The sequence below is a fragment of the Paenibacillus xylanilyticus genome (assembly GCF_013359935.1).
Classification (GTDB): Bacteria; Bacillota; Bacilli; order Paenibacillales; family Paenibacillaceae; genus Paenibacillus; species Paenibacillus xylanilyticus.
In genome coordinates, this window is the sequence record NZ_JABMCB010000192.1 from 20,402 (window position 1) to 41,741 (window position 21,340).

Annotated in this window: 18 protein-coding genes; 15 read left to right on the forward strand and 3 right to left on the reverse strand. The window is 48.6% G+C overall.

Going from position 1 to position 21,340, the window contains the following annotated elements; all coding sequences use genetic code 11:
* Window positions 1-19 precede the first annotated feature (19 nt).
* The 11 genes from HP552_RS20000 to HP552_RS20050 all read left to right on the forward strand — a co-directional run bounded on the left by HP552_RS20000 (window position 20) and on the right by HP552_RS20050 (window position 14,794).
* Window positions 20-2,197, forward strand: a complete 2,178-nt coding sequence (locus HP552_RS20000) for a RelA/SpoT family protein (protein ID WP_175397585.1) — start codon at window positions 20-22, stop codon at window positions 2,195-2,197.
* Between the two features lie 12 nt (window positions 2,198-2,209).
* The gene (dtd, locus tag HP552_RS20005; RefSeq protein WP_175397170.1) at window positions 2,210-2,671 is read left to right on the forward strand and encodes a D-aminoacyl-tRNA deacylase; all 462 of its coding nucleotides are present in this window, start codon (window positions 2,210-2,212) and stop codon (window positions 2,669-2,671) included.
* Between the two features lie 74 nt (window positions 2,672-2,745).
* Window positions 2,746-2,913 (forward strand): hypothetical protein, encoded by a 168-nt coding sequence (locus HP552_RS20010; protein WP_175397171.1) that lies wholly within the window; start codon window positions 2,746-2,748, stop codon window positions 2,911-2,913.
* Between the two features lie 318 nt (window positions 2,914-3,231).
* Window positions 3,232-3,738: a type 1 glutamine amidotransferase domain-containing protein gene (locus tag HP552_RS20015; RefSeq protein ID WP_175397172.1), complete on the forward strand. Its 507-nt coding sequence runs from the start codon at window positions 3,232-3,234 to the stop codon at window positions 3,736-3,738.
* An 89-nt stretch (window positions 3,739-3,827) separates the two neighbouring features.
* Window positions 3,828-4,274, forward strand: a complete 447-nt coding sequence (locus HP552_RS20020; protein ID WP_175397173.1) for a hypothetical protein — start codon at window positions 3,828-3,830, stop codon at window positions 4,272-4,274.
* Between the two features lie 718 nt (window positions 4,275-4,992).
* Window positions 4,993-6,246, forward strand: coding sequence for a histidine--tRNA ligase (hisS, locus tag HP552_RS20025; protein WP_175397174.1), 1,254 nt, complete (start codon window positions 4,993-4,995; stop codon window positions 6,244-6,246).
* 226 nt (window positions 6,247-6,472) lie between these two features.
* Window positions 6,473-8,251 (forward strand): aspartate--tRNA ligase, encoded by a 1,779-nt coding sequence (gene aspS, locus HP552_RS20030; protein ID WP_175397175.1) that lies wholly within the window; start codon window positions 6,473-6,475, stop codon window positions 8,249-8,251.
* A gap of 18 nt (window positions 8,252-8,269) precedes the next feature.
* Window positions 8,270-9,028 carry a tRNA threonylcarbamoyladenosine dehydratase gene (locus tag HP552_RS20035; RefSeq protein ID WP_175397176.1) on the forward strand — a complete coding sequence of 253 codons (759 nt, stop codon included), beginning with the start codon at window positions 8,270-8,272 and terminating at the stop codon, window positions 9,026-9,028.
* A gap of 244 nt (window positions 9,029-9,272) precedes the next feature.
* Entirely contained in the window at window positions 9,273-10,571 is a 1,299-nt protein-coding gene (locus HP552_RS20040) for an NCS2 family permease (protein WP_175397177.1), read from the forward strand.
* Between the two features lie 68 nt (window positions 10,572-10,639).
* The gene (locus HP552_RS20045) at window positions 10,640-12,418 is read left to right on the forward strand and encodes an ABC transporter ATP-binding protein (protein WP_175397178.1); all 1,779 of its coding nucleotides are present in this window, start codon (window positions 10,640-10,642) and stop codon (window positions 12,416-12,418) included.
* Between the two features lie 189 nt (window positions 12,419-12,607).
* A complete protein-coding gene (locus HP552_RS20050) occupies window positions 12,608-14,794 on the forward strand; it encodes a HelD family protein (RefSeq protein ID WP_175397179.1) in 2,187 nt (728 codons plus the stop codon).
* A 283-nt stretch (window positions 14,795-15,077) separates the two neighbouring features.
* On the opposite strand, the gene HP552_RS20055 is transcribed toward HP552_RS20050, so the two are convergent.
* Both HP552_RS20055 and HP552_RS20060 read right to left on the reverse strand, forming a co-directional pair.
* Complete coding sequence (locus HP552_RS20055; protein WP_175397180.1) at window positions 15,078-16,019, reverse strand: DMT family transporter; 942 nt, start codon at window positions 16,017-16,019, stop codon at window positions 15,078-15,080.
* The gene (locus tag HP552_RS20060; RefSeq protein WP_175397181.1) at window positions 16,016-16,759 is read right to left on the reverse strand and encodes an SDR family NAD(P)-dependent oxidoreductase; all 744 of its coding nucleotides are present in this window, start codon (window positions 16,757-16,759) and stop codon (window positions 16,016-16,018) included. The genes HP552_RS20055 and HP552_RS20060 overlap by 4 nt, the downstream gene beginning before the upstream one ends.
* 136 nt (window positions 16,760-16,895) lie before the next feature.
* On the opposite strand from HP552_RS20060, the gene HP552_RS20065 reads away from it, so the two are divergent.
* The 4 genes from HP552_RS20065 to crcB are packed head-to-tail and all read left to right on the forward strand — an operon-like array spanning window position 16,896 to window position 19,924.
* The gene (locus HP552_RS20065) at window positions 16,896-17,783 is read left to right on the forward strand and encodes a LysR family transcriptional regulator (RefSeq protein WP_175397182.1); all 888 of its coding nucleotides are present in this window, start codon (window positions 16,896-16,898) and stop codon (window positions 17,781-17,783) included.
* A gap of 47 nt (window positions 17,784-17,830) precedes the next feature.
* Window positions 17,831-19,138 (forward strand): replication-associated recombination protein A, encoded by a 1,308-nt coding sequence (locus tag HP552_RS20070; RefSeq protein ID WP_175397183.1) that lies wholly within the window; start codon window positions 17,831-17,833, stop codon window positions 19,136-19,138.
* Between the two features lie 28 nt (window positions 19,139-19,166).
* On the forward strand, window positions 19,167-19,568 hold the full coding sequence (locus tag HP552_RS20075; RefSeq protein WP_175397184.1) for a FluC/FEX family fluoride channel: 402 nt from the start codon (window positions 19,167-19,169) through the stop codon (window positions 19,566-19,568).
* The gene (crcB, locus tag HP552_RS20080; RefSeq protein ID WP_175397185.1) at window positions 19,565-19,924 is read left to right on the forward strand and encodes a fluoride efflux transporter CrcB; all 360 of its coding nucleotides are present in this window, start codon (window positions 19,565-19,567) and stop codon (window positions 19,922-19,924) included. Before HP552_RS20075 ends, crcB begins: the two co-directional genes overlap by 4 nt.
* A gap of 128 nt (window positions 19,925-20,052) precedes the next feature.
* On the opposite strand, the gene mnmA is transcribed toward crcB, so the two are convergent.
* Window positions 20,053-21,177 (reverse strand): tRNA 2-thiouridine(34) synthase MnmA, encoded by a 1,125-nt coding sequence (gene mnmA / locus HP552_RS20085; protein WP_175397186.1) that lies wholly within the window; start codon window positions 21,175-21,177, stop codon window positions 20,053-20,055.
* Between the last annotated feature and the right edge of the window lie 163 nt (window positions 21,178-21,340).

Consider the following 21,340-nt stretch of genomic DNA (forward strand, 5'->3'; position numbering starts at 1 on the left):
GGACACGGAACAGATCAGAATGGGCATAGAGCAATTACTCGAGAAGGCCGGAGCTTATATCAAAGAACCCGATCTGGTGCGCATACGTGAAGCTTACGAATTTGCTGATCAGGCCCACCATGGACAGACGCGAAAATCGGGAGAACCGTATATTCTGCATCCGCTTGCGGTTGCCGACATTGTTGTGAACATGCAGATGGACACCATCTCCATAATAGCAGCGCTTCTTCATGATGTTGTAGAAGATACTACGGTATCGCTTGAAGAAATCCGCAATCACTTCGGCAATACGTGTGCCATGCTTGTTGATGGCTTGACGAAGCTGGAACGTATTCAGTTCCGCTCCAAGGAAGAGCAGCAGAACGAAAACTATCGTAAAATGTTCATCGCCATGGCGCAGGACATCCGTGTCATCGTTATCAAATTGGCTGACCGTCTGCACAATATGCGGACACTCAAATTCCAATCGGAAGAAAGCCAGCGCAGAATCTCTTATGAGACACTGGAGATTTTTTGTCCAATTGCAAACCGTCTGGGTATCTCTGCAATCAAATGGGAAATGGAGGACATCGCTCTCCGTTATTTGAATCCGCAGCAATACTACCGCATTGCGAACCTGATGCACAAAAAGCGTGCAGAACGTGAGCAGTACATTGATACGGTCATGGACGGCATTACGACCAAGCTTGATGAAATGGGAATTCAGGCAGATCTGTCTGGTCGTCCGAAACATATTTACAGTGTGTTCAAGAAAATGACAACGAAAAACAAGCAGTTTAACGAAATCTACGATTTGCTTGCGATTCGTATTATTGTGGATAATATCAAGGATTGTTATGCTACGCTCGGCATTATACACACACTATGGAAACCGATGCCTGGACGATTTAAGGATTACATTGCCATGCCGAAGGCCAACATGTACCAATCGCTCCACACAACGGTAGTTGGCCCCAATGGCGAACCGACCGAAGTTCAGATCCGGACATGGGATATGCACCGTACTGCCGAATTCGGGATTGCGGCCCACTGGGCATACAAGGAAGGTGCGGCCACCGGAAATAATTTTGAAGATAAAATTACATTCTTCCGGGAAATTCTTGAGCTTCAAAATGAAGCGCAGGATGCATCTGAATTTGTCGAATCCCTTAAAATGGACTTCTTCTCTGATCTCGTATTTGTGTTTACGCCAAAAGGCGAAGTCATTGAGCTGCCTACAGGCTCCGTGCCGCTGGATTTTGCGTATAGGATTCATACCGAAGTCGGCAACCGTACGATTGGTGCCAAAGTGAACGGTCGCATCGTTCCGCTTGATTACCATCTGAAGACCGGAGATATCATCGAGATTTTGACGTCCAAACATTCTTATGGTCCAAGTCAGGATTGGCTCAAAATTGCGAAATCATCTCATGCACGAGCCAAGATCAAGCAATGGTTTAAAAAGGAACGCCGCGAAGAAAACGTTGAAAAAGGCCGCGAAAGCTGTGAGCGTGAACTGAAACGCATGGGGCTTGATCCTTCTGCGTGGATGACAGATGACAAGTTGCAGGAAGCAGCCAAAAAATATGCGTTTAACGATATTGAGGATATGCTCGCGGCTGTCGGATTCGGTGGCATTACCGCTGCTCAGATCGTAACCAAAACAACAGAGAAGCTGCGCAAGGAACAGGAAGAATCGAACTTGCTCGAACTGAATTCCGAAATGCGCGAGCTGAAGCCTGCACCTGAACGCAAAAATCGTCCAACCAATGGCATTCGTGTCAAAGGAATCGATAACTTGCTTGTTCGCTTTGCACGCTGTTGTAATCCTGTACCCGGGGACGACATTATTGGTTACGTTACACGTGGACGGGGTGTATCCGTGCATCGCAGCGACTGTCCAAACATCCCATCAAGCGGAGATGGAGAAGAAGCAGCGCGCGTCATTGAGGTAGAGTGGGAAGAAAATATCGAGGCCAATTACAGTGTCGACATTGAGATTACCGGCCATGATCGCAATGGTTTGCTCAATGAGGTGCTTCAGGCCGTTTCCGAAAGTAAAACCAATATATCTGCTGTCACCGGACGGACAGACAAAAATAAATTAGCATTGGTGCACGTTACGATTCTGATTCGCAATACAGAGCATCTGCATTCTGTTGTTGAACGGATCAAACGGGTAAAAGATGTCTACTCAGTGCATCGGATCATGCAGTAAGGAGCCTGTAAGATGAGAGTTCTTGTACAACGTTGCAAAGAGGCTCAGGTAACGGTTGGAGACGAAATAACGGGACGGATTGAATCCGGCGTAATGCTGCTCGTGGGTATAACCCATGAAGATACGGAGAAGGATGCAGTATACCTGGCAGACAAGGTTGCCGGACTTCGGATTTTCGAGGATCATCAGGAAAAGATGAACCTTAGCCTGGTAGATGTAGGTGGCGCAGTCCTTTCCGTCTCCCAGTTTACGCTATACGGTGATTGTCGCAAGGGGAAACGACCAAGCTTTGCAGCGGCAGCCAGACCTGAGGCAGCTGAGGTATTATATGAGACCTTTAATCAGCTATTGAGGGATAAAGGCATTCAGGTGGAAACAGGGAGATTCGGAGCCATGATGGATGTGTCCTTTACGAACTGGGGACCTGTGACGCTTATGCTGGAAAGCCCCATTCGTCAGGAAGCGCGTGCATAATTCGCCGGGGATCAGGCGATAATGAAGGAAGATTCAAGAATTAGCATAAGCTGATCAAAGGAGTAACTCTCATTATGCGTCAGTCTGCCAAGATAACACGTTCCCGCACAGAACCACTGCTTATTCCCGGAAATCTGTATGAGTCGCTGAAACTGGCTCGTGCAGCTTCTGAATGTGTGGCTGCGATCTGGTCTACCCAGGATTCTGATAAGGGAGAGCAGAGTCGTCTTCCTCGTGCCTAAGTTATGCTGAAAGAACAATTTGCAAGCAGGTAGTCATTATATATGTTGAAGCTTACTCGCATAGTAGCGAACCAAAAAGCCCTGATTCGATGTTTCGAATTAGGGCTTTTTGGGTTTCAGTCGTATTTTGTATGTCGGAAAGAATATTGAAGGCATCAACTGTTATAAACAGCTGCAGTTAGGGTAATAACAACACGAGGCACATGATTGTGCCAAAGTTCAGGGTTTGTACAACGGATTACTGCATTTGTAGATCATAAAGTGCTGCAAAACCCGAATACGAAAAGATTTTTCGAACACGGAAAGGAGAACGTACTTATGAGTAAAGTTGCTTTTTTATTGGCGAATGATTTTGAAGATTCGGAAATGCAGGTCCCATATGACGAGGTGAAAAAGGCCGGACACGATGTAGAAATCATCGGTTTAAAGGCTGGTGAAACCCTCAAGGGTAAAGGCGGCAAAGCCTCCTATACTTCAGATAAGGCGATTTCAGAAGTTTCAGCTTCAGATTATGACGCTGTTGTAATTCCGGGGGGATCTTCTCCTGAAAACCTGCGTACGGATGCAAATATTCTGAAATTTGTAACCGAGATTAACAGTGCGAAAAAACCGATCGCTGCAATCTGCCATGGACCACAAATTCTGGCTAGTGCCGATCTGCTGAAAGGAAGAACCATTACATCCTATCCTCCACTTAAAGATGATATGGTCAATGCCGGAGCTGAATTTAAGGATCATGAAGCTGTAGTGGATGGTAATTACATTACATCAAGAACGCCAGCCGATGAGCCTGCATTTGTTCGAGAACTGCTAAAAGTCATATAATCGGTCACGGGTAATCGATTAGCTTGTTTAACAAGTTAATCTGCACCATAAATGATGATTCAATTTATTCCGATAAAGGAGGGTTTGACATGGCAAAGCATATTCAGGCATATTTTCGAACCGAAGATGAGGCAGAGGGTGCAAGAACTTCACTTCAGACATTTCGGACGGAGCATTTGGAGGTAGGACAGCTGGACAGTGCGATTGGCAGAGACAGACGCATCATGGTACCCCTGGTGCCTTATAACACCGCGGGTGGTGCAGGTACCAATGGATCCATGGGTGTGGGTACGGCACCCGGAGTTCCAGCCAGCGAAAACGTCGTTCCTGTCGTTAGCAACGTGGATCGTAACGCTGATCGTGGCCCCCGTGACAATGCAAATGAGGATGGAGACCTGCTGGATGCTGCAGACGTGTCCTCGGACGATTATGATGATCTGCATTATGTTTTGTCTGCCAAAGTCCAGGATGCGGATTATGATGAAATCGTTCATAAACTCCGTTCCAACAATGCCTATGTGGAAGAATTGAATTAACGTGTAGATCCCTTAAGGGCCCTTGCGACGCCTGACTTTAGAGTTGGTGCTGCTCGCACGGGTCTTTTTGATGAAACTAAGTCACTCTGATTATAAAGCGCTATCATTTTTGTAATATTACTGTAATATTAGTTACATAAGGCTTTAACATAGGGCGTTTATAATAACAAGCATGACCCCCTTTTTTTATATATCCTTTGAGCCTGCACACCGTGTGCAGGTTTTTTTTTGCTGTCTTATCATGTTAGCCCTTGACTTTAGTACTGCGGTTCATTACAATCAGAAAATAAATTAACTTTAAAGGTTATACTATAACTTAAAACGATATCATGATGATTTGATGACGGGACCAAGTACTCCGTGCCCACATGACCAGAGAGGAATCCCCAGGCTGTAAGGATTCTCTTGATGAGCGGACGAATGACTTCCCCGAGAACAGACGGCGAACACATCAGACTGATAATCTGATAGCCATTAGCCGGCCTGCGCAGGACGTGCGTTACACGTAGAGCGGAATGATTTTTTGATCGGAATGTGTAAGGCAGTCCCTTTGATCAGATGATCACCTGAACGGCGAAAGTGTCAGGAGTTCCGGAATGTGGGTGGTACCACGGGTGAATGTATAAACACAATCTCTCGTCCCTTGTTTGCTGTATACAGCGACAGGGCGAGGGATTTTTTTGTTATCTAGAGAAAAATAGTGCTGGAGGGATGGAAGATGGCTTTTCAGAAACCAACGGGAACTCAGGATTTGCTGCCTGGGGTAGTGGAGAAGTGGCAGTTTGTAGAGGAGAAAGTAAGGGATCTGTGTCGCCGGTTTAATTATCGGGAGATTCGCACACCAATCTTCGAACAGACATCACTGTTTGAGCGGGGTGTAGGAGAGACAACAGACATCGTTGAGAAAGAGATGTACACGTTCAAGGACAAGGGAGATCGCAGCATGACCCTCCGTCCGGAAGGAACCGCTGGCGTTGTACGTGCTTTTGTAGAGAATAAGCTCTATGGGGAGCCGGATGTAACGAAACTTTATTATGTGGGCCCTATGTTTCGTTATGAACGTCCGCAAGCAGGACGTCAACGTCAGTTCCACCAGTTCGGCGTGGAGGCATTCGGAGCAGTGGATCCGTCGATCGATGCAGAAGTTATCGCACTCGGTTATCAGTTCTGCGTCGAGCTTGGATTGAAAGATGTCAAAGTCGAAGTAAACTCGGTTGGTAATGCAGCAAGTCGTGCGGCTTATCGTGAAGAACTGCTTGGTTTCCTGAGACCGATGAAAGACACCCTGTGCAAGGATTGTCAAAACCGCATGGAACGTAATCCGCTTCGCGTTCTGGATTGCAAGGTGGATCAGGACAAGTTTGTCGGTGCACCATCCATTCTGGATAGCCTGGACGAGGAAGCAACGAATCACTTTGCGAAAGTTCAAAGTCTTCTGGGGGATTTTGGCGTAGATTACACAGTGAATACAAGATTGGTACGTGGACTCGATTATTACACCATGACGGCATTTGAACTGAAAGCTCAGGGCATTGGTGCCATTGATACGGTGGGTGGCGGCGGCAGATATAACGGCCTCGTTGGGGACATTGGTGGGCCGGATCAACCGGGCATTGGTTTCGGTATCGGTCTGGAACGTATTCAACTGATTCTGGAACACCAAAATATTGATGTAAGTGCCCTCGCACCGCTTGATGTGTACTTTGTTGCCCTCGGCGAAGCAGCGGACCGTGAAGTCAACCGTCTGTTGTTTAAACTTCGTCAGTCTGGTCTTTCGGGTGAACGTGACTATCTGGGTCGCAAGATGAAAGCTCAAATGAAATCGGCGGATCGATATAAAGCGCGCTACACGGCGATTCTTGGCGACGATGAGCTGGAACGTGGAGAGATTGCACTTAAATCGATGGACACGGGTGAACAGCAAACCGTGAAACTGGAAGAGCTGATTGCAACCATTCAGGGAGCCAAATAGGAGCGTAACAGAAACAGCCAGCTGTTAAACAAGTTGATTCAACAATGGAATGATTCGGCAGCTTGCAGGGGTCTACAAGCAATTTACCAGTTCATTCGGGAATGTTGGAGACCCCGGTAAGCACTCTGCCTTTTCGATAAACGCATCTTCACGCAACCGTGCTGTTGGAGTATTGGCCTTGGCCTGCTTGCACAGAACGGAAATTCACATAATGAGGAGTTTGGTTATGAAAAGAAGTCATCATTGCGGCGCATTAACAACCGCACACATCGGCGAAACGGTAACATTGAACGGCTGGGTACAGACCCGCCGTGACCTGGGAGGCGTACTGTTTATCGATCTGCGTGACCGCAGCGGAATTGTACAGGTTGTTTTCAACCCGGCTTACTCTGGCGAAGCATTGCAAATCGCAGACAGAGTACGTAGTGAGTATGTTATCGCGGTAACGGGTAAAGTCGTTAAACGTGACGAAGAGACCGTAAACAAAAACCTGCCTACAGGCGAAATTGAAGTTCAGATTACGGAAATCGAAGTGCTGAACGCAGCAAAAACACCTCCATTCTTCATCGAAGATGGTGTTGAAGTCGACGAGTCGCTTCGTTTGAAATATCGTTACCTGGACCTGCGTCGTCCGGAAATGTACGAAACGTTGAAACTGCGTTCCAAAGCATCCAAAGTGTTCCGTGATTACCTGGATGGAGAAGAATTCGTTGAAGTGGAAACACCGATTCTGACCAAGAGCTCCCCGGAAGGTGCGCGTGACTATCTCGTACCAAGCCGTGTGCATGAAGGTGAATTCTTCGCCCTGCCGCAATCACCGCAAATTTACAAACAATTGCTGATGGTCGGCGGACTTGAGCGTTACTATCAGATCGCACGTTGTTTCCGTGATGAAGATTTGCGTGCAGACCGTCAACCGGAATTCACCCAAGTCGACATCGAGACTTCCTTCCTGCAGCAGGATGACCTGCTGCCAATGATGGAAGAGCTGATGGCGAAATTGCTGCGTGAAACCAAAGGCATTGAGCTGGAACTGCCTTTCCAACGTATTACGTATGCAGATGCAATGGGTAAATACGGTTCAGACAAACCGGATTTGCGTTTTGGCATGGAACTGGTGGAAATGAACGATATCGTAGCGAACAGTGGTGTAAAAGTATTTGCTTCTGTCATTGAAAAAGGTGGAGAAGTAAAAGTGCTGAACGCCAAAGGCTGTGGAACATGGAGCCGTAAAGAGATTGATGATCTCGGACCATTCGCAGCACGTTACGGTGCAAAAGGATTGGCATGGATTCAAGTGAAAGACGGCGAGTTCAAAGGTCCAATCGTGAAATTCTTTACACCGGAAGAGATCGAAGCCGTGAAAGAACGCACAGGTGCTGAAGAAGGCGACTTGCTGCTCTTCTCCGCTGACAACAAAAAAGTAGTTGCTGACGTTCTGGGCGCATTGCGTCTGAAAATCGGCCGTCAACTCGGACTGATTGATGACAGCAAATTCAAATTTGCCTGGGTTGTGGACTTCCCACTCCTCGGATATGATGAAGATGCCAAACGTTATGTAGCAGAACATCACCCATTCACGCGTCCAAAAGACGAAGATGTGGCTCTGTTCGATACAGATCCGGGTGCAATTCGTGCTCAAGCCTATGACCTTGTTCTGAATGGTTATGAAGTGGGTGGCGGTTCGATGCGTATCTACAAACGTGATGTTCAGGAGAAAATGTTCGCTGCCTTGGGACTCTCTCCAGAAGTAGCTAATGAGAAATTCGGATACCTGCTCGAAGCCTTCGAATATGGAACGCCGCCACACGGCGGAATTGCCTTTGGTCTCGATCGTCTGGTGATGCTGCTGGCAGGCCGTACGAACCTGCGTGAAACGATTGCCTTCCCTAAAACGGCAAGTGCAACGGATCTGCTCATGAATGCACCATCTGAAGTGGATAATTCCCAATTGGAACAACTTCATATCCGTGTAGCCCGTAAACCGGTGGCGGAAAAGAAATAAAGGAGGCATCGATTCTCAATGCTCCATCAATTTTCGAGAACAGAACTGGCGATCGGACCGGAAGGTCTGAATGCCTTGAAAAATAGTACAGTCGCTGTGCTTGGTATCGGCGGCGTGGGCGGTATAGCCGTTGAAGCCCTCGCTCGCAGCGGGGTTGGACGCATCATCCTCATTGATAAGGATGTGGTGGACATCACCAATGTTAACCGTCAGATTCACGCTTTGACAACGACCGTGGGTCAGAAAAAAGCGGATCTGATGGTAGAACGGGTGAAGCTGATCAACCCCGAGTGTGACGCCATTGCGTTAAACATGTTTTACACGGAAGAAACGTATGAGGAACTGTTCAAATATGAACTGGATTACGTACTGGATGCATCCGACACGATCATCTACAAAATCCATCTCATTAAGGAATGCCTCAAACGTAACATTCCGGTGATCTCCAGCATGGGGGCAGCGAACAAAATGGACCCGACGAAATTCCAGGTTGCGGATATTTCCAAAACGTCCATGGACCCGATTGCTCGTGTGGTTCGCACCAAATTACGCAAAGAAGGCATCAAAAAAGGGGTCAAGGTGGTTTTCTCCACGGAGGAGCCATTAAAGCCGCGTGAGGATGTCACTCAGAAAATTGTTCCTGAGAACGCCCCTGAAATTCGCAAGGCCAAACAGCCGCCAGCGAGCAATGCTTTTGTTCCGCCGGTAGCTGGATTGATTATGGTCAGTGTGGCAGTCAAGGAATTGATTGAAAATGCAGAGAAAAAGAAGCAGTAACCTGTTGTGAAAGGAAAAGCGTAGGTACCGACAAGGTACCTGCGCTTTTTTTTGCATGGTCATCACATGTGAATACGGGCAAAAGAGCCAATCGAAGCCGCTATAAAAAAAGGCTCAAAACCTTAACAAATGTCAGGGTTACGTGATGTACTTCAACCCCAAAACCGTGTATGATATGTGGTGCTGCGCGAAATGATGATAAATACATAGAGAAACGGCAGCATGAGAGAGGGGAACGGAACGAATGAAACAAGGATGGATGACCAGACGTCTTGGCCTAGAGCCGGGAGATCAGTGGAAGAAGGAAATTGTGGCGGGAGCCATTTCCTATTTTGCCGTGGTGTATATCGTGATGGTCAATGCAACAATTCTGGCTGATGCCGGAATGCCGCTGCAGGCGGCTATGGTGGGTACACTACTGACATCTATTGCCGGTTGTTTGCTGATGGCCTTTGGAGGTAAATCGCCGATTATCGTTGTACCTGGAATGGGTATTAATGCGTTTTTCACCTACACACTCGTACATTCAATGAAACTGAGCTGGCAGGAAGCCTTGGCGGTTGTATCCGTCACAGGTGTGCTGTTTGCAGTTGTTGCATTTACGTCACTATATAAAATGATTAGCGAGGCTATTCCGAAGAACCTGCAGCATGGGATCACCGTGGGAATTGGTCTGTTCCTGACATTCATCGGTCTGCAAAAAAGCGGAATTGTTATCGCACACCAGACCACATTTGTGGCTATCGGACATTTTAATGATCCTGGAGTGATCACCGCCTGTGTTACTCTCGTAATCGCCCTGGTTCTATTTATACGCAATGTACAGGGCGGACTCCTGATCAGCATTCTTGCAGGGACAGGCCTTGCCTACGTACTCGGTGCTGTTAATCCTGGCGAATCTGTGTCAGCTATGGAAGCCTTGCGTCAATATGGTGGTTTGTTTGGGGAGCTGTCTCTGGTGAAACTGGCCGATGTGGCGTTCTGGATCGCAGTATTCCTGCTGCTGCTGATTGTTGTATTTGAAAATATCGGACTGATTACGGCTCAGACTCATCTGATTGGTCGTCCCCAACGGTTCAAGGGGAGTTTGCGTGCACTATCGATTAGTACCGTACTCGCCGGTGTATTCGGAAGCAGCCCTCCTGTGGCTGCGGCAGAGACAACTGCCGGGATTGCTGCAGGCGGACGCTCAGGGCTGACTCCTCTGGTTACAGCTGTACTTTTTGGAGCCACGTTTTTCTTTATTCCGCTGCTTGGTTACATACCAGACAGCGCGATTGCTCCCATTTTGATCATTATTGGCGGCTTGATGGTACAAAGTGTCAAGGATATGGATTTCAGTGATTTCACGGAGGCTTTTCCGGCTTTTCTGATTATGGTCATGATTCCATTTACATATAGCATCGTGGACGGCATGGCATTTGGATTCATTGCGTATCCGGCAGCGAAGCTGGCGGCGGGCAAGGGTAAGCTGGTGCCGAAGGTCATGTACGGTATTGCCATTCTGTTTCTGGCCAACTTTGTATTGCATGGGGTATTGTGAAAAATTAGAACGCACGACATGTCATACGTATGAATCGGGTAAGCATGTGGAGAACGGGAGGAACAGGGATGGAAGAGCAAGAACAAACTGAAGTAGTTGAACCGAAGGTAGGGAAAAAGGGATTCAAAGATTTCGTGAAGCTGATCGCCTCAACGCAGCCTCCCAAACTCATTTTGACTGTCGCGTTGATTCTGACACTCATTCAGACAACTGCCGGATTAATCGTTCCGCTGATGACCAAAGGTCTGATTGATGGACTGACGATGTCTGCACTCAATAAATCAGTCATTTTTCTGCTGCTCGGGGCATTTGTCATTCAGGCGATTGCTTCAGGCATCAGCATTTATATGTTGAACTATGCAGGACAAAGGGTGGTTGCAACGCTGCGAACCAAGCTGTGGAACAAAGTGCTCTCCCTGCCGATGCCATATTTTGACCGAAACCGCACAGGTGACACGATGAGCCGGATCACGAATGATACAAGCCAGATTATGACGCTGATTGCGGATTATCTCGTTTCGTTTGTATCCAATATCGTGGCGGTCGTCGGCGGGGTAGCTCTGCTATTCTACCTGGATTGGGTCATGTCGCTCATTATTCTGAGCCTGGTGCCACTGACGCTGCTGATTTTGCTGCCGGTTGGACGGAAAATGTATAAAATATCCAAAAAGCAGCAGGATGAGATGGCTGGTCTTACCTCGGTGCTGAGCCAAGTTATTAGCGAGATTCGATTGGTAAAAGCGTATGGCACCGAACAGCAGGAAGCGGAAGCGGGACATTCACGGATTGGCAAGATGTTTGCTTTTGGTTTGCAGGAAGCGAAAATTTTGGCGTTAATCGGGCCGCTATTTACCTTTGTCATGACCGCTGTCTTGGTTGTCATTCTGGGCGTTGGCGGGATGAGGGTAGCATCAGGAATGCTGTCTCCAGGCGAACTGGTGGCATTTATCCTGCTACTGTTCCAGGTCATTATGCCGATGGGGCAATTCACGACGCTATATTCCCGTTTGCAAAAAGTTGTCGGTGCAACCGAACGCATTCAGGCTATCCTTGCACATGAGGAAGAACCACGTCACAGTACAACGTCTGCTCCAAAGGGCAATGAGACAATTGCATTCAACAACCTGCATTTTTCCTATGTCACAGGGGAAGAAGTGCTGCACGGTATTAATCTGACCGTTCCGGCACGAAAAGTGACGGCGATTGTCGGTCCGAGTGGCAGCGGGAAATCAACACTTTTCTCGCTGCTCGAGCAGTTCTACCTTCCCGGTTCCGGTACCATTACGTATGGAGGCCAAGCGATAACGGATTATTCACTCGCTTCCTGGCGCAGCAAGATCGGATATGTGTCACAGGAGAGTCCGTTAATGGCAGGCACAATCAAGGACAACATTACGTATGGTCTGGGCCGAGAGGCAAGTATGGACGAGATCCGGCATGCGGCTGACATGGCGTATTCTTCTGCATTTATTGATAAGCTGCCACAGGGTTATGAGACCGAGGTAGGGGAACGCGGAATCAAGCTATCTGGTGGTCAGCGCCAGCGTATCGCCATTGCCCGTGCACTGCTGCGCAGCCCGGATATTTTGATGCTGGATGAAGCTACCTCGAGTCTGGACAGTACTTCGGAGCATGAAGTTCAACAGGCTCTGTCCAATCTGATGGAAGGACGAACAACCGTTGTGATTGCACACCGTTTGTCCACGGTCGTGGATTCGGATCAGATTGTGGTATTGGAGCAGGGCCACGTAACTGGAACAGGAACACATGCGGAGCTGATCAGCACGCATCCGGTATACCGTGAACTGGCTCAAAAGCAGTTTGTTGCACAGGATGGGAAGCCCTGATCCGGGCTGGATTGATTAGAAAGCATGACCGTTGTTCATTCGTCTTCAAGGGACGGGAACAGCGGTTTCTTTCGTTTTCTCATCCTGTTAGCTGTAGCTTTTTGCACTTCAATATGATATAGTGGGTATCCTTTTGTGTCGTCAGATTGGCTATACAAAAAAAACATATTCTTAGGAGGTAACTGAAACATGTCAGACAGCTTTCAAAGTGCCTATCAAGAAGAAGAGTACAGGTTAGAGCGAACGATGGAGGAAGTGGATCGTCAGCTGGAACGGCTGCAGAGCATTCCGGTGTATACCGGCCACGATTTCACAGAACAAGTGCTGGAAGCCGGACGCGAAGAGCGCCGTACCGCCTTGTCCAAGAGCGCGCAGCAACCCTATTTCGGACGCTTGGATTTCGAAGAACAGGGCAGCGGGGCACGGAAGCCGCTGTACATTGGCAAAGTCGGCGTAGACCGCGAAGAGGTGGGAGAGCATCCGCTCGTCATCGACTGGCGCGCTCCTGTCGCGAGCCTGTTTTACTCATTTACAGGAGGGGAAGCCTCCGCAACCTATGAAGCACCGGAAGGGCTGATTGAAGGCCTGGTCTATCTGAAACGCAATGTTGTCATCCGGCAGCGCATTTTGGAGCGTGTTGCAGATACATATAACCGGGATAGTGATCAGCCGGCGGTATCGGATGAGTTTCTCGTCTATCGGCTGGGAGAGAACAAGGATAACAAGCTTCGTGACATCGTATCCACCATTCAGGCAGAACAGGATCAGATCATTCGTGCGGCGAGAAACACTGCATTGATCATTCAGGGTGTGGCAGGTTCGGGAAAAACAACGGTTGCCCTGCATCGGCTCGCATTTTTGCTGTATCAGTACAAGGAGCAGGTGTCGGCGGAAAAAATGGTTATCTTCGCCCCCAACCACATGTTCCTCGATTACATCTCAGATGTGCTTCCCGAACTGGGGGTAGGGGATATTCAGCAGCGGACATTCCCGGATTGGGCCATGAACCTGCTGGGGCTGGATATGCCTCTGGCGGACACGTCGGAGACACTGAATACCTGGTTTGAAACGCCGGAAGCCCGTCCTGAGTTGAACGATGATGTGCCTGGACGCTATAAGGGTTCAATCCGCTTTATGGAACTCATTCGGGAATGGCTGTCAGGCATGGAAGAGGAATCGGTGCCCGATCTGGACTTCAGTCCGTGGGACGGGGCCGTGCTCAGCAAGGCAGAGATCGAAAGCTGGTTCAGCGAAGAATATAAGCACTATCCGCTGGCAAAACGTAAAGAGCGGGTGATGGCGCGGATCCATCGCTGGATTGAGATGGAGCTCAAGAAGCCTTCTCCCGAAGCCGTTCGCAAGGAACGCAAAAAGAAAGCGGCAACCCGTGAAAAAGCCTATGCGAAAAAATGGCCGCAATATGAACCGCTTATGCTGTACAAACAGCTGTTCAAAGCCATTAAGGGTGGTTCAGTGCCGGCATCGCTAAGCAGTCTTATTCCCAAAGGCGTCATGAAGCAGACGGCAGCAGATCTGAAGCAGGATCTCATTCGTGAAGAGGATCTACCTGCTCTGGTGTATATTCATACGCTTATTCATGATATCGAAGGTTCGGAGCGATTTGATCATGTCGTGATTGATGAAGCGCAGGATTTCTCACCTTTTCACGTTGCTTTGCTGGATCTGTTCGTCAAAGGGCACTCCTTCACCATCCTGGGTGACTTGTCCCAAGGCATTCATGAGTATCGTGGTGTCCATGCGTGGGAAGAAATGAGTTCCTTGTTTCCGGAAGAGCAGAATGCCTACTTCGCCTTAACCCGGAGTTATCGTTCCACAATGGAAATTATTGATTACGCAAATACGATTCTGGAACGGGGTGTCAAAAGCGGAATTACGGCCATTCCTGTTTTCCGGAGCGGTGATCCGGTTCGAACGTTAGCCTATGAGGGTGAAGGGAAAACAAAGAGCCTTGAGCGTGCGCTGAAGCTGCTAACGGTCAAAGATTACCGCACGGTGTCCATTTTGACGCGTACCCTGCGTGAAGCGGTTGAACTTCACCGTGAACTTCTGGCTGCGGGCTGGGATCTGAACCTGATCGATGGCGGCAAAAAGCAGTACACTGGCGGCCATTCCGTTTTGCCTGTCTACCTGTCCAAAGGTTTGGAGTTTGATGCTGTTATTGTGGCAGATGCGGATGAGCAGCATTATCTGTCTAATGCGGGTGATGCCAAGCTGCTGTACGTTGGCTGTACACGGGCACTGCACGAATTGTGGTTGTTCCATGAAGGTGAACTGCCGTTCTATGCGGCAGCAACACACAATCCGGAAGGCGAGCCTGTAACGATTCAGGGTTGGCCAGACAGTGACACCAAGTGAACGTAAGCGAAGCTTGAAATATAACAATAAAAGGCATGACGTTTATGGGCAATTCCCATGAGCGTATGCCTTTTTTGTTTCAGCATTTTGCATCATTCGATTTCACTCGCTCCGGGGCACAATATATAGACGAATAGGACCATTTCGATCTATATATTAAAGATTGGAAGTCGCTTATGGGATTTATGCAAAATGCCCGTTTGTATAAGTTTGTGTAAAACAGGCGCAGTTTTGCGAATAAGTGAAGTGAGCCTATGAAAAAACATAGATGGGGAATAGCTGTTTAACTTGCCGGCGAAGAACGCCGGGAGAGTTTTGATTGACGGTCTTCTTTTGTCATTCTGGATGCACGACGGTTGACGAGGAAAATGCCGACACCAATAAGTAAACCACCTGCCCCAACGACCCACTGTATCTGCTCTCCCAGCAGAATCCAGCTCGACAATACACCGAAGAAAGGTGCGAGGAATAAATAGGAACTGGTTTGGGCCGGATTACTGTGCTGCAGTAAATAAAACCAGAGTGAAAACTGGATGATGGAGCAAAAAAGCGTTAACCAGAGCAGCACCACAACCGAGGTGGTGTTCATCATAAAGTGAGGCTCTTCAGTCCATGCGCTCAGCAGAAGCAGCGCCGTACCTCCGGCCAGCATCTGGTAGGCAGTAAGCACAAAAGTATCGTAACGATCACCCCAGCGTTTAATGAGCAGCGTGGATACCGCGAAAGAGACTGCACCGCCAAATCCAATCCAGGTTCCGGGGCTAAAGCTCATATGCCAACCAAAGGTTAACATGATTCCTGCAAAACCGAGGATGACACCCATCCATTGACTGAAACGATAGGTTAACCCATACAGGAGAGCGCTGATGATAATGACTAACAACGGATTGGTAAACGTTATAATGGCAGATTCCCCGGATGTAATCCAGTTCATGCTGTAGTAGGCGCAGCCCATCACTCCTGCGGATTGGAACAGCCCGATTACGATTATTTTCAACCATGCGTGCCATCCGGTGGGTAAAGGGCGTTTACGTAGAATCAAGGCCATCAAGCCACCTGCCAGTACATAACGTAATCCCATAAGAAGGAAAGGTGGAGCATACAAAATGCCTATCTTGCCAACCGGAAAAGAAGTCCCCATGATCAATGTCGTCAAAATGATCCCTAGTGTGTATTTTAATGGTTTCATAGTTGTGGATGTATCTTTATCATGACTGGAGTTCATAGGGTCTGGCCGCCATCTACGGTAATAAGTTGTCCGGTCATGGATGGCTGTTCAAGCGAAGCACATATCATGTGGGCAATATCCTCAGGCGAGGAAATTCTCTGCAATAACAACGAACCACCGAGACGATTCATTCGCTCCTCGTTTCCGGCCCACCAACGTGTTGCAACGGCGCCAGGAACGATGGCATTTACCCGAATGAGCGGTGAGAGTGCGTGGGCAAGAGATAAGGTCAGTCCATGAACTGCGGCTTTGGAGACTGCGTAAGGGAGGGAGGAGCCGGAACCTGTTCTGCCCGCAATACTGCCCAGGTTCACAATGGAGCCACCGCCTGCCTGCTGCATTCCTTCCTTCACTGCACGAGCGCAATAAAATATGCCTTTCACATTCACATCATACAATTCATTCCAGACATCATCCGTAACGGCTTCCAGATCGTGCAAGGGGATATGACGAGTAATTCCGGCATTGTTAACAAGGGCCGTTATGGGGCCATAGGTTTCGGTTACTGTAGTGACCATTCGCCGGACGTCCAATTCATCGGCAACATTGGCCTGAACGGCGAATGCCTGCCCTCCTTCATCCAAAATGTGTTGAACCGTCTCTTCTGCTGCATCCTGCGAGCGGGAGTAATTGACAGCAACCAATGCTCCACGCCCGGCCAACAATAGGCTGACAGCACGGCCTATGCCTGTTCCACCACCTGTGATCAAAGCTACTCTGTTTTTCCAGTATGTCATGCTGAACACTCCTTATCATCATCCAGTCAGATGACTGGTTTGGGATCTACATGAATTGTAGTCCGGTTTACACATGAAGTATAATGATTGTTAATGAACTGGATATCATTTTAAATGATGTCAGAGTGGGGGGACCATGGAGAGCGGGGATCTTAGAATATTTCAATGTGTTGCACAGGAAGGGAATCTGACCAAAGCTGCTTCCAAGCTCGGGTATGTTCAATCCAACGTAACGGCACGAATCAGGCATCTGGAAGCCGAAGTGGGTACAACGTTGTTCATCCGTCACAACCGAGGGATGACATTATCTCCAGCCGGAGAGATGCTGCTGGCCTATGCGGATAAAATTATTGGTTTGCTGAATGAGGCATCCAAGGCGCTTCGGGCAACGAGCACGCCATCCGGGCCATTGCGTATAGGATCTACACAGACGGCGGCTGCGGTACGCCTGCCTGAACTTTTCTCCAGATATTATAAACAGTATCCGGACGTGTCTTTGTCACTGGCTACTGGCAATTCGCAAATGCTTATTGATCAAGTTATCGGGTATGAATTGGAAGGGGCGTTTATTGGTTGTTCATGTGATCATCCCGAAATCGAGTCCATTGATGTATTCGATGAAGAACTGTTTGTGGTCTCGTCGGGTGTGGGGCAGGCGGAAGAACTTACACGCAAGCCAATCCTTGTCTACAGCATGGGGTGTTCCTACCGCCAAACGTTAGAGGAATGGCTGCTCTCCTGTGGGGTGAACCGTCCGGTGATTATGGAATTTGGTACTTTGGAAGCGATCATTAGCGGTGTGGCATCGGGGATGGGAATCTCGCTGTTACCAGAGATTGTGATTCGGCAGCAGATCGAAAGTGGCATCCTGCGCAAGCATTCGCTTCCCACCGGCATGAGCCGCATGATGACTCGTTTTATTACACGCAAGGATGCGTTTGTCAGCAGTGCGCTTGGCGCATTTATGGCTATGCTGCCGCAGGAATATGATATGATAGAGAGTGCAGATTATTCAGACGTTTAGTTAAGCAGGATTTTAGTATAGGTAATCCGTTAAGGAAGTGATGAGCATTGGATTTATTTTCGTTTCAACAGGATTCAAAGCCCCAGGCAAGACTGCTTGCTGATCGTATGCGACCAGAGCATCTTGATGAATATATTGGACAAGAACATATTATTGGACCCGGGAAGCTGCTGCGGCGTGCGATTGAAGCAGACCAGATTTCGTCCATTCTGCTCTACGGTCCTCCCGGCTGTGGCAAAACAACGCTTGCCCATATCATCTCCCAGCATACACAGGGACAGTTTGTTCGTCTAAACGCGGTGGATGCCTCTGTGAAGGATGTGCGTGAGGTCATTGAGCAGGCGCAGACCAACAAGCAGCTGTACGGAACCAAAACCATATTGTTCCTTGATGAGGTACATCGCTTCAACAGCTCCCGCCAGGATGCATTGCTGCCGGCTGTGGAGAAGGGCACCATTATATTTATTGGTGCTACGACAGAGAATCCGTTTCACTATGTGAATGGGGCCTTGATGAGCCGCTCCACCCTCTTTCAGCTCGAATCACTGAACAAGGAGCATTCACTTATTGCCATGCGTCGTGCGCTGGCTGATTCGGATAAAGGGCTCGGATTCATGGAATTGCAGGCAGACGATGAAGCCCTGGGTCACATTGCCACGATGGCTAATGGCGATATTCGGCGTGCCCTGAATGCTCTGGAACTCGCTGCATTAACCACACCGCCCGAGAAGGATGGCTCCATTCATATTACACTCGCCGTTGCGGAGGAGTCGATCCGACGTCCGATTGTGAAAGCAGATGAGTCCACCCAATATGATGTGCTGTCTGCTTTTCACAAGAGCATTCGCGGTTCCAGTGATGCTGCATTGTTCTGGTTTTTGTATGCAGTTGAGAAGCTGGGCATGGATCCGATGACGTTTATTCGTCGTCTGATTGCTGCGAGCAGTGAGGACATCGGACTGGCGAACCCCCAAGCGATGACTCAGGCTATTGGTGCACTGGACGCATACCGTAACAACGGATGGCCGGAAGCGAAGCTGAATATTGCGCAGGCAATTTTGTTCGCAGTAGAGAGTCCGAAGTCGAATGCAGTATACACTGCCATATCGAAGGCGATGAATGCGATCGATGAGGTTAAGTCGGCTGAGGTCCCGCTCCATTTAAGGGACACGCATTATTCAGGTGCTGTGAAGCTGGGACATGAAGGTTATCAATATCCGCATAACTACCCTGGCCACTACGTGAAGCAGGAGTACCTGCCCAAGCAGCTCTCACGGAGAGTATTCTATGAAGCAACGGAACAGGGCAACGAGTCGAAAATCAGGCTGAACCAACAGCGGCGAAGAGAGTTGTAATGTTGATGACCCGGGAGATGTGTACAACGTGAAAGAGGTTCTATATGTAGGTGCCGGCGGATTTTTGGGCACATGGACTCGATATGTCATACAGTTAGGGATACCCGCTGGCAATGCAGGCTTTCCTTGGGCAGTGCTGCTGATTAATGCCCTCGGCAGCCTGTTTTTGGGTTGGTTCTTTACCGTTGCCGTTCCAGACAAAATAACCCCACAACTTCGCCTTGCAATTGGCACTGGATTTACAGGCGCGTTCACCACATTTTCCACGTTTACGCTGGATATCGTCCGTTTATCTGATGGCAGCATGTGGATGAAGGCCTTCATGTATATGATGGCAAGTTTGCTCGCAGGCTTGCTGCTCTGTGCTTTGGGAATCAGGCTGGGGCAGCTTATGCGGGGTAAATCGGCGCAGGATGGCGCTGCAACATGATCATATGGGTCGGACTGGCAGGCATGTTAGGAGCCATACTTCGTTACAGTCTGGGGCGGTGGATTTCAGAGAACCTCGGGACGGCTTTTCCATGGGGGACATGGATCATTAACATCAGCGGTTCTCTGCTGCTCGGCTTGTTATATGGATGGCATCAATCGGAGATGATCTCGGACGGAATCTGGGTTGTGTGGGGCACCGGATTTTGCGGAGCATTTACGACCTTTTCGACCTTTGGGTATGAAACGGTTAACCTGGTGACCAAGAAACGTTATTCATCGGCTGTACTTTATGTTATCAGTTCAGTTTTACTGGGTGTTGCTGCCTCATACGCAGGCATGTGGTTAACTGCATAACCAAAAAAATATTCTTTTTACAGGAAAAAGCAGGAAATAAGCCATCCTTCATGGTATACATGAAAGATGGCTTTTATGATGGGAATACAGGGTATTCCGAATTCTATACATAATGGGGTCTTCCCCGATTATTGCATCGCCGGGACAGGTACTTTTTGAACCTGATCAATGGTTCCGCCGCCCAGGCAAACATCGCCATCATAGAATACAACCGCTTGTCCTGGTGTAATGGCTTTTTGTTGTTGATCGAACTGTACATCCACGCTTCCGTCTTTCTGCCAAGTCAGTGTGACGCCTTGGTCCGGCTGACGGTAACGGAATTTGGCGGTACAGCGGAAGGATTCGTTAGGCACATGATCAGCGCCAGCGATCCAGTTTACGCCAGTAGCCGTCAAACCTGTCGAGTACAAGCTCGCGTGTGCATCGCCTTGAACAACAAGCAGTTGATTTTTCTCCAGATCCTTGTCTGCCACGAACCATGGTTCACCATTGCCGGACCCGCCAATACCGAGACCTTGGCGCTGTCCGAGGGTGTAGTACATCAGTCCGTCATGACGGCCTTTTACTTCACCCGTTACAATATCAACCATGTCTCCACCTTTGGCAGGCAGATAGTTGCTCAGGAACTCTTTGAAATTACGCTCACCGATAAAGCAGACACCTGTGCTGTCTTTTTTCTTGGCTGTGTACAAGCCTGCCGCTTCAGCAATTTTCCGCACCTCAGGTTTGGGAAGATGACCGATGGGGAACATGGCTTTGGACAACTGGTTCTGATTGAGTGCATTAAGGAAGTAGGTCTGGTCCTTGTTGCTGTCTACCCCTCGCAGCAGTTTGAATGTGCCGTCTTCTTCGACAAGGCGAGCATAGTGGCCTGTGGCAACATAGTCAGCACCCAGATCAAGTGCCTTGTTCAGGAATTCACCGAATTTGATCTCGCGGTTGCACATGACATCCGGATTCGGTGTCCGACCTGACTTATATTCATCAAGGAAATAGGTAAATACTTTATCAAAGTACTCTTTCTCGAAGTTGACAGTGTAGTAAGGAATGCCGATCTGTTCACAAACCCGGCGAACGTCCTCTGAATCTTCTTCAGCGGTACAGTGGCCGAACTCGTCCGTGTCATCCCAGTTTTTCATGAAAATGCCGATGACATCGTATCCCTGCTCCTTCAGCAGCAATGCGGTAACGGAAGAATCGACACCTCCGGACATGCCAACGACGACCCGAGTATTCTCAATTGTTTTGGACATCGTTATCACCATTTTCTATTATAAATGTGTTTCGTTTCTATTCTAGCATAACCGGACTCAAGTTACGATACACCCGGCCTTTTTTGGATAGTGTCCACTCCAGGCGTACAATTTTGAATATCGTCAATCTTTCTTTTCCATAAAGCCTGCAGATATGTTAACA

Excerpts from the sequence above, each read along its gene's own strand:
- HP552_RS20055 (WP_175397180.1), bottom strand. The coding sequence starts at position 16,019 with ATGAACTCCAGTCATGATAAAGATACATCCACAACTATGAAACCATTA.
- HP552_RS20040 (WP_175397177.1), top strand. The coding sequence starts at position 9,273 with ATGAAACAAGGATGGATGACCAGACGTCTTGGCCTAGAGCCGGGAGAT.
- HP552_RS20050 (WP_175397179.1), top strand. The coding sequence starts at position 12,608 with ATGTCAGACAGCTTTCAAAGTGCCTATCAAGAAGAAGAGTACAGGTTA.
- hisS (WP_175397174.1), top strand. The coding sequence starts at position 4,993 with ATGGCTTTTCAGAAACCAACGGGAACTCAGGATTTGCTGCCTGGGGTA.
- aspS (WP_175397175.1), top strand. The coding sequence starts at position 6,473 with ATGAAAAGAAGTCATCATTGCGGCGCATTAACAACCGCACACATCGGC.
- HP552_RS20065 (WP_175397182.1), top strand. The coding sequence starts at position 16,896 with ATGGAGAGCGGGGATCTTAGAATATTTCAATGTGTTGCACAGGAAGGG.
- HP552_RS20015 (WP_175397172.1), top strand. The coding sequence starts at position 3,232 with ATGAGTAAAGTTGCTTTTTTATTGGCGAATGATTTTGAAGATTCGGAA.
- HP552_RS20000 (WP_175397585.1), top strand. The coding sequence starts at position 20 with ATGGGCATAGAGCAATTACTCGAGAAGGCCGGAGCTTATATCAAAGAA.
- HP552_RS20045 (WP_175397178.1), top strand. The coding sequence starts at position 10,640 with ATGGAAGAGCAAGAACAAACTGAAGTAGTTGAACCGAAGGTAGGGAAA.
- mnmA (WP_175397186.1), bottom strand. The coding sequence starts at position 21,177 with ATGTCCAAAACAATTGAGAATACTCGGGTCGTCGTTGGCATGTCCGGA.
- HP552_RS20010 (WP_175397171.1), top strand. The coding sequence starts at position 2,746 with ATGCGTCAGTCTGCCAAGATAACACGTTCCCGCACAGAACCACTGCTT.
- HP552_RS20035 (WP_175397176.1), top strand. The coding sequence starts at position 8,270 with ATGCTCCATCAATTTTCGAGAACAGAACTGGCGATCGGACCGGAAGGT.
- dtd (WP_175397170.1), top strand. The coding sequence starts at position 2,210 with ATGAGAGTTCTTGTACAACGTTGCAAAGAGGCTCAGGTAACGGTTGGA.
- crcB (WP_175397185.1), top strand. The coding sequence starts at position 19,565 with ATGATCATATGGGTCGGACTGGCAGGCATGTTAGGAGCCATACTTCGT.
- HP552_RS20060 (WP_175397181.1), bottom strand. The coding sequence starts at position 16,759 with ATGACATACTGGAAAAACAGAGTAGCTTTGATCACAGGTGGTGGAACA.
- HP552_RS20020 (WP_175397173.1), top strand. The coding sequence starts at position 3,828 with ATGGCAAAGCATATTCAGGCATATTTTCGAACCGAAGATGAGGCAGAG.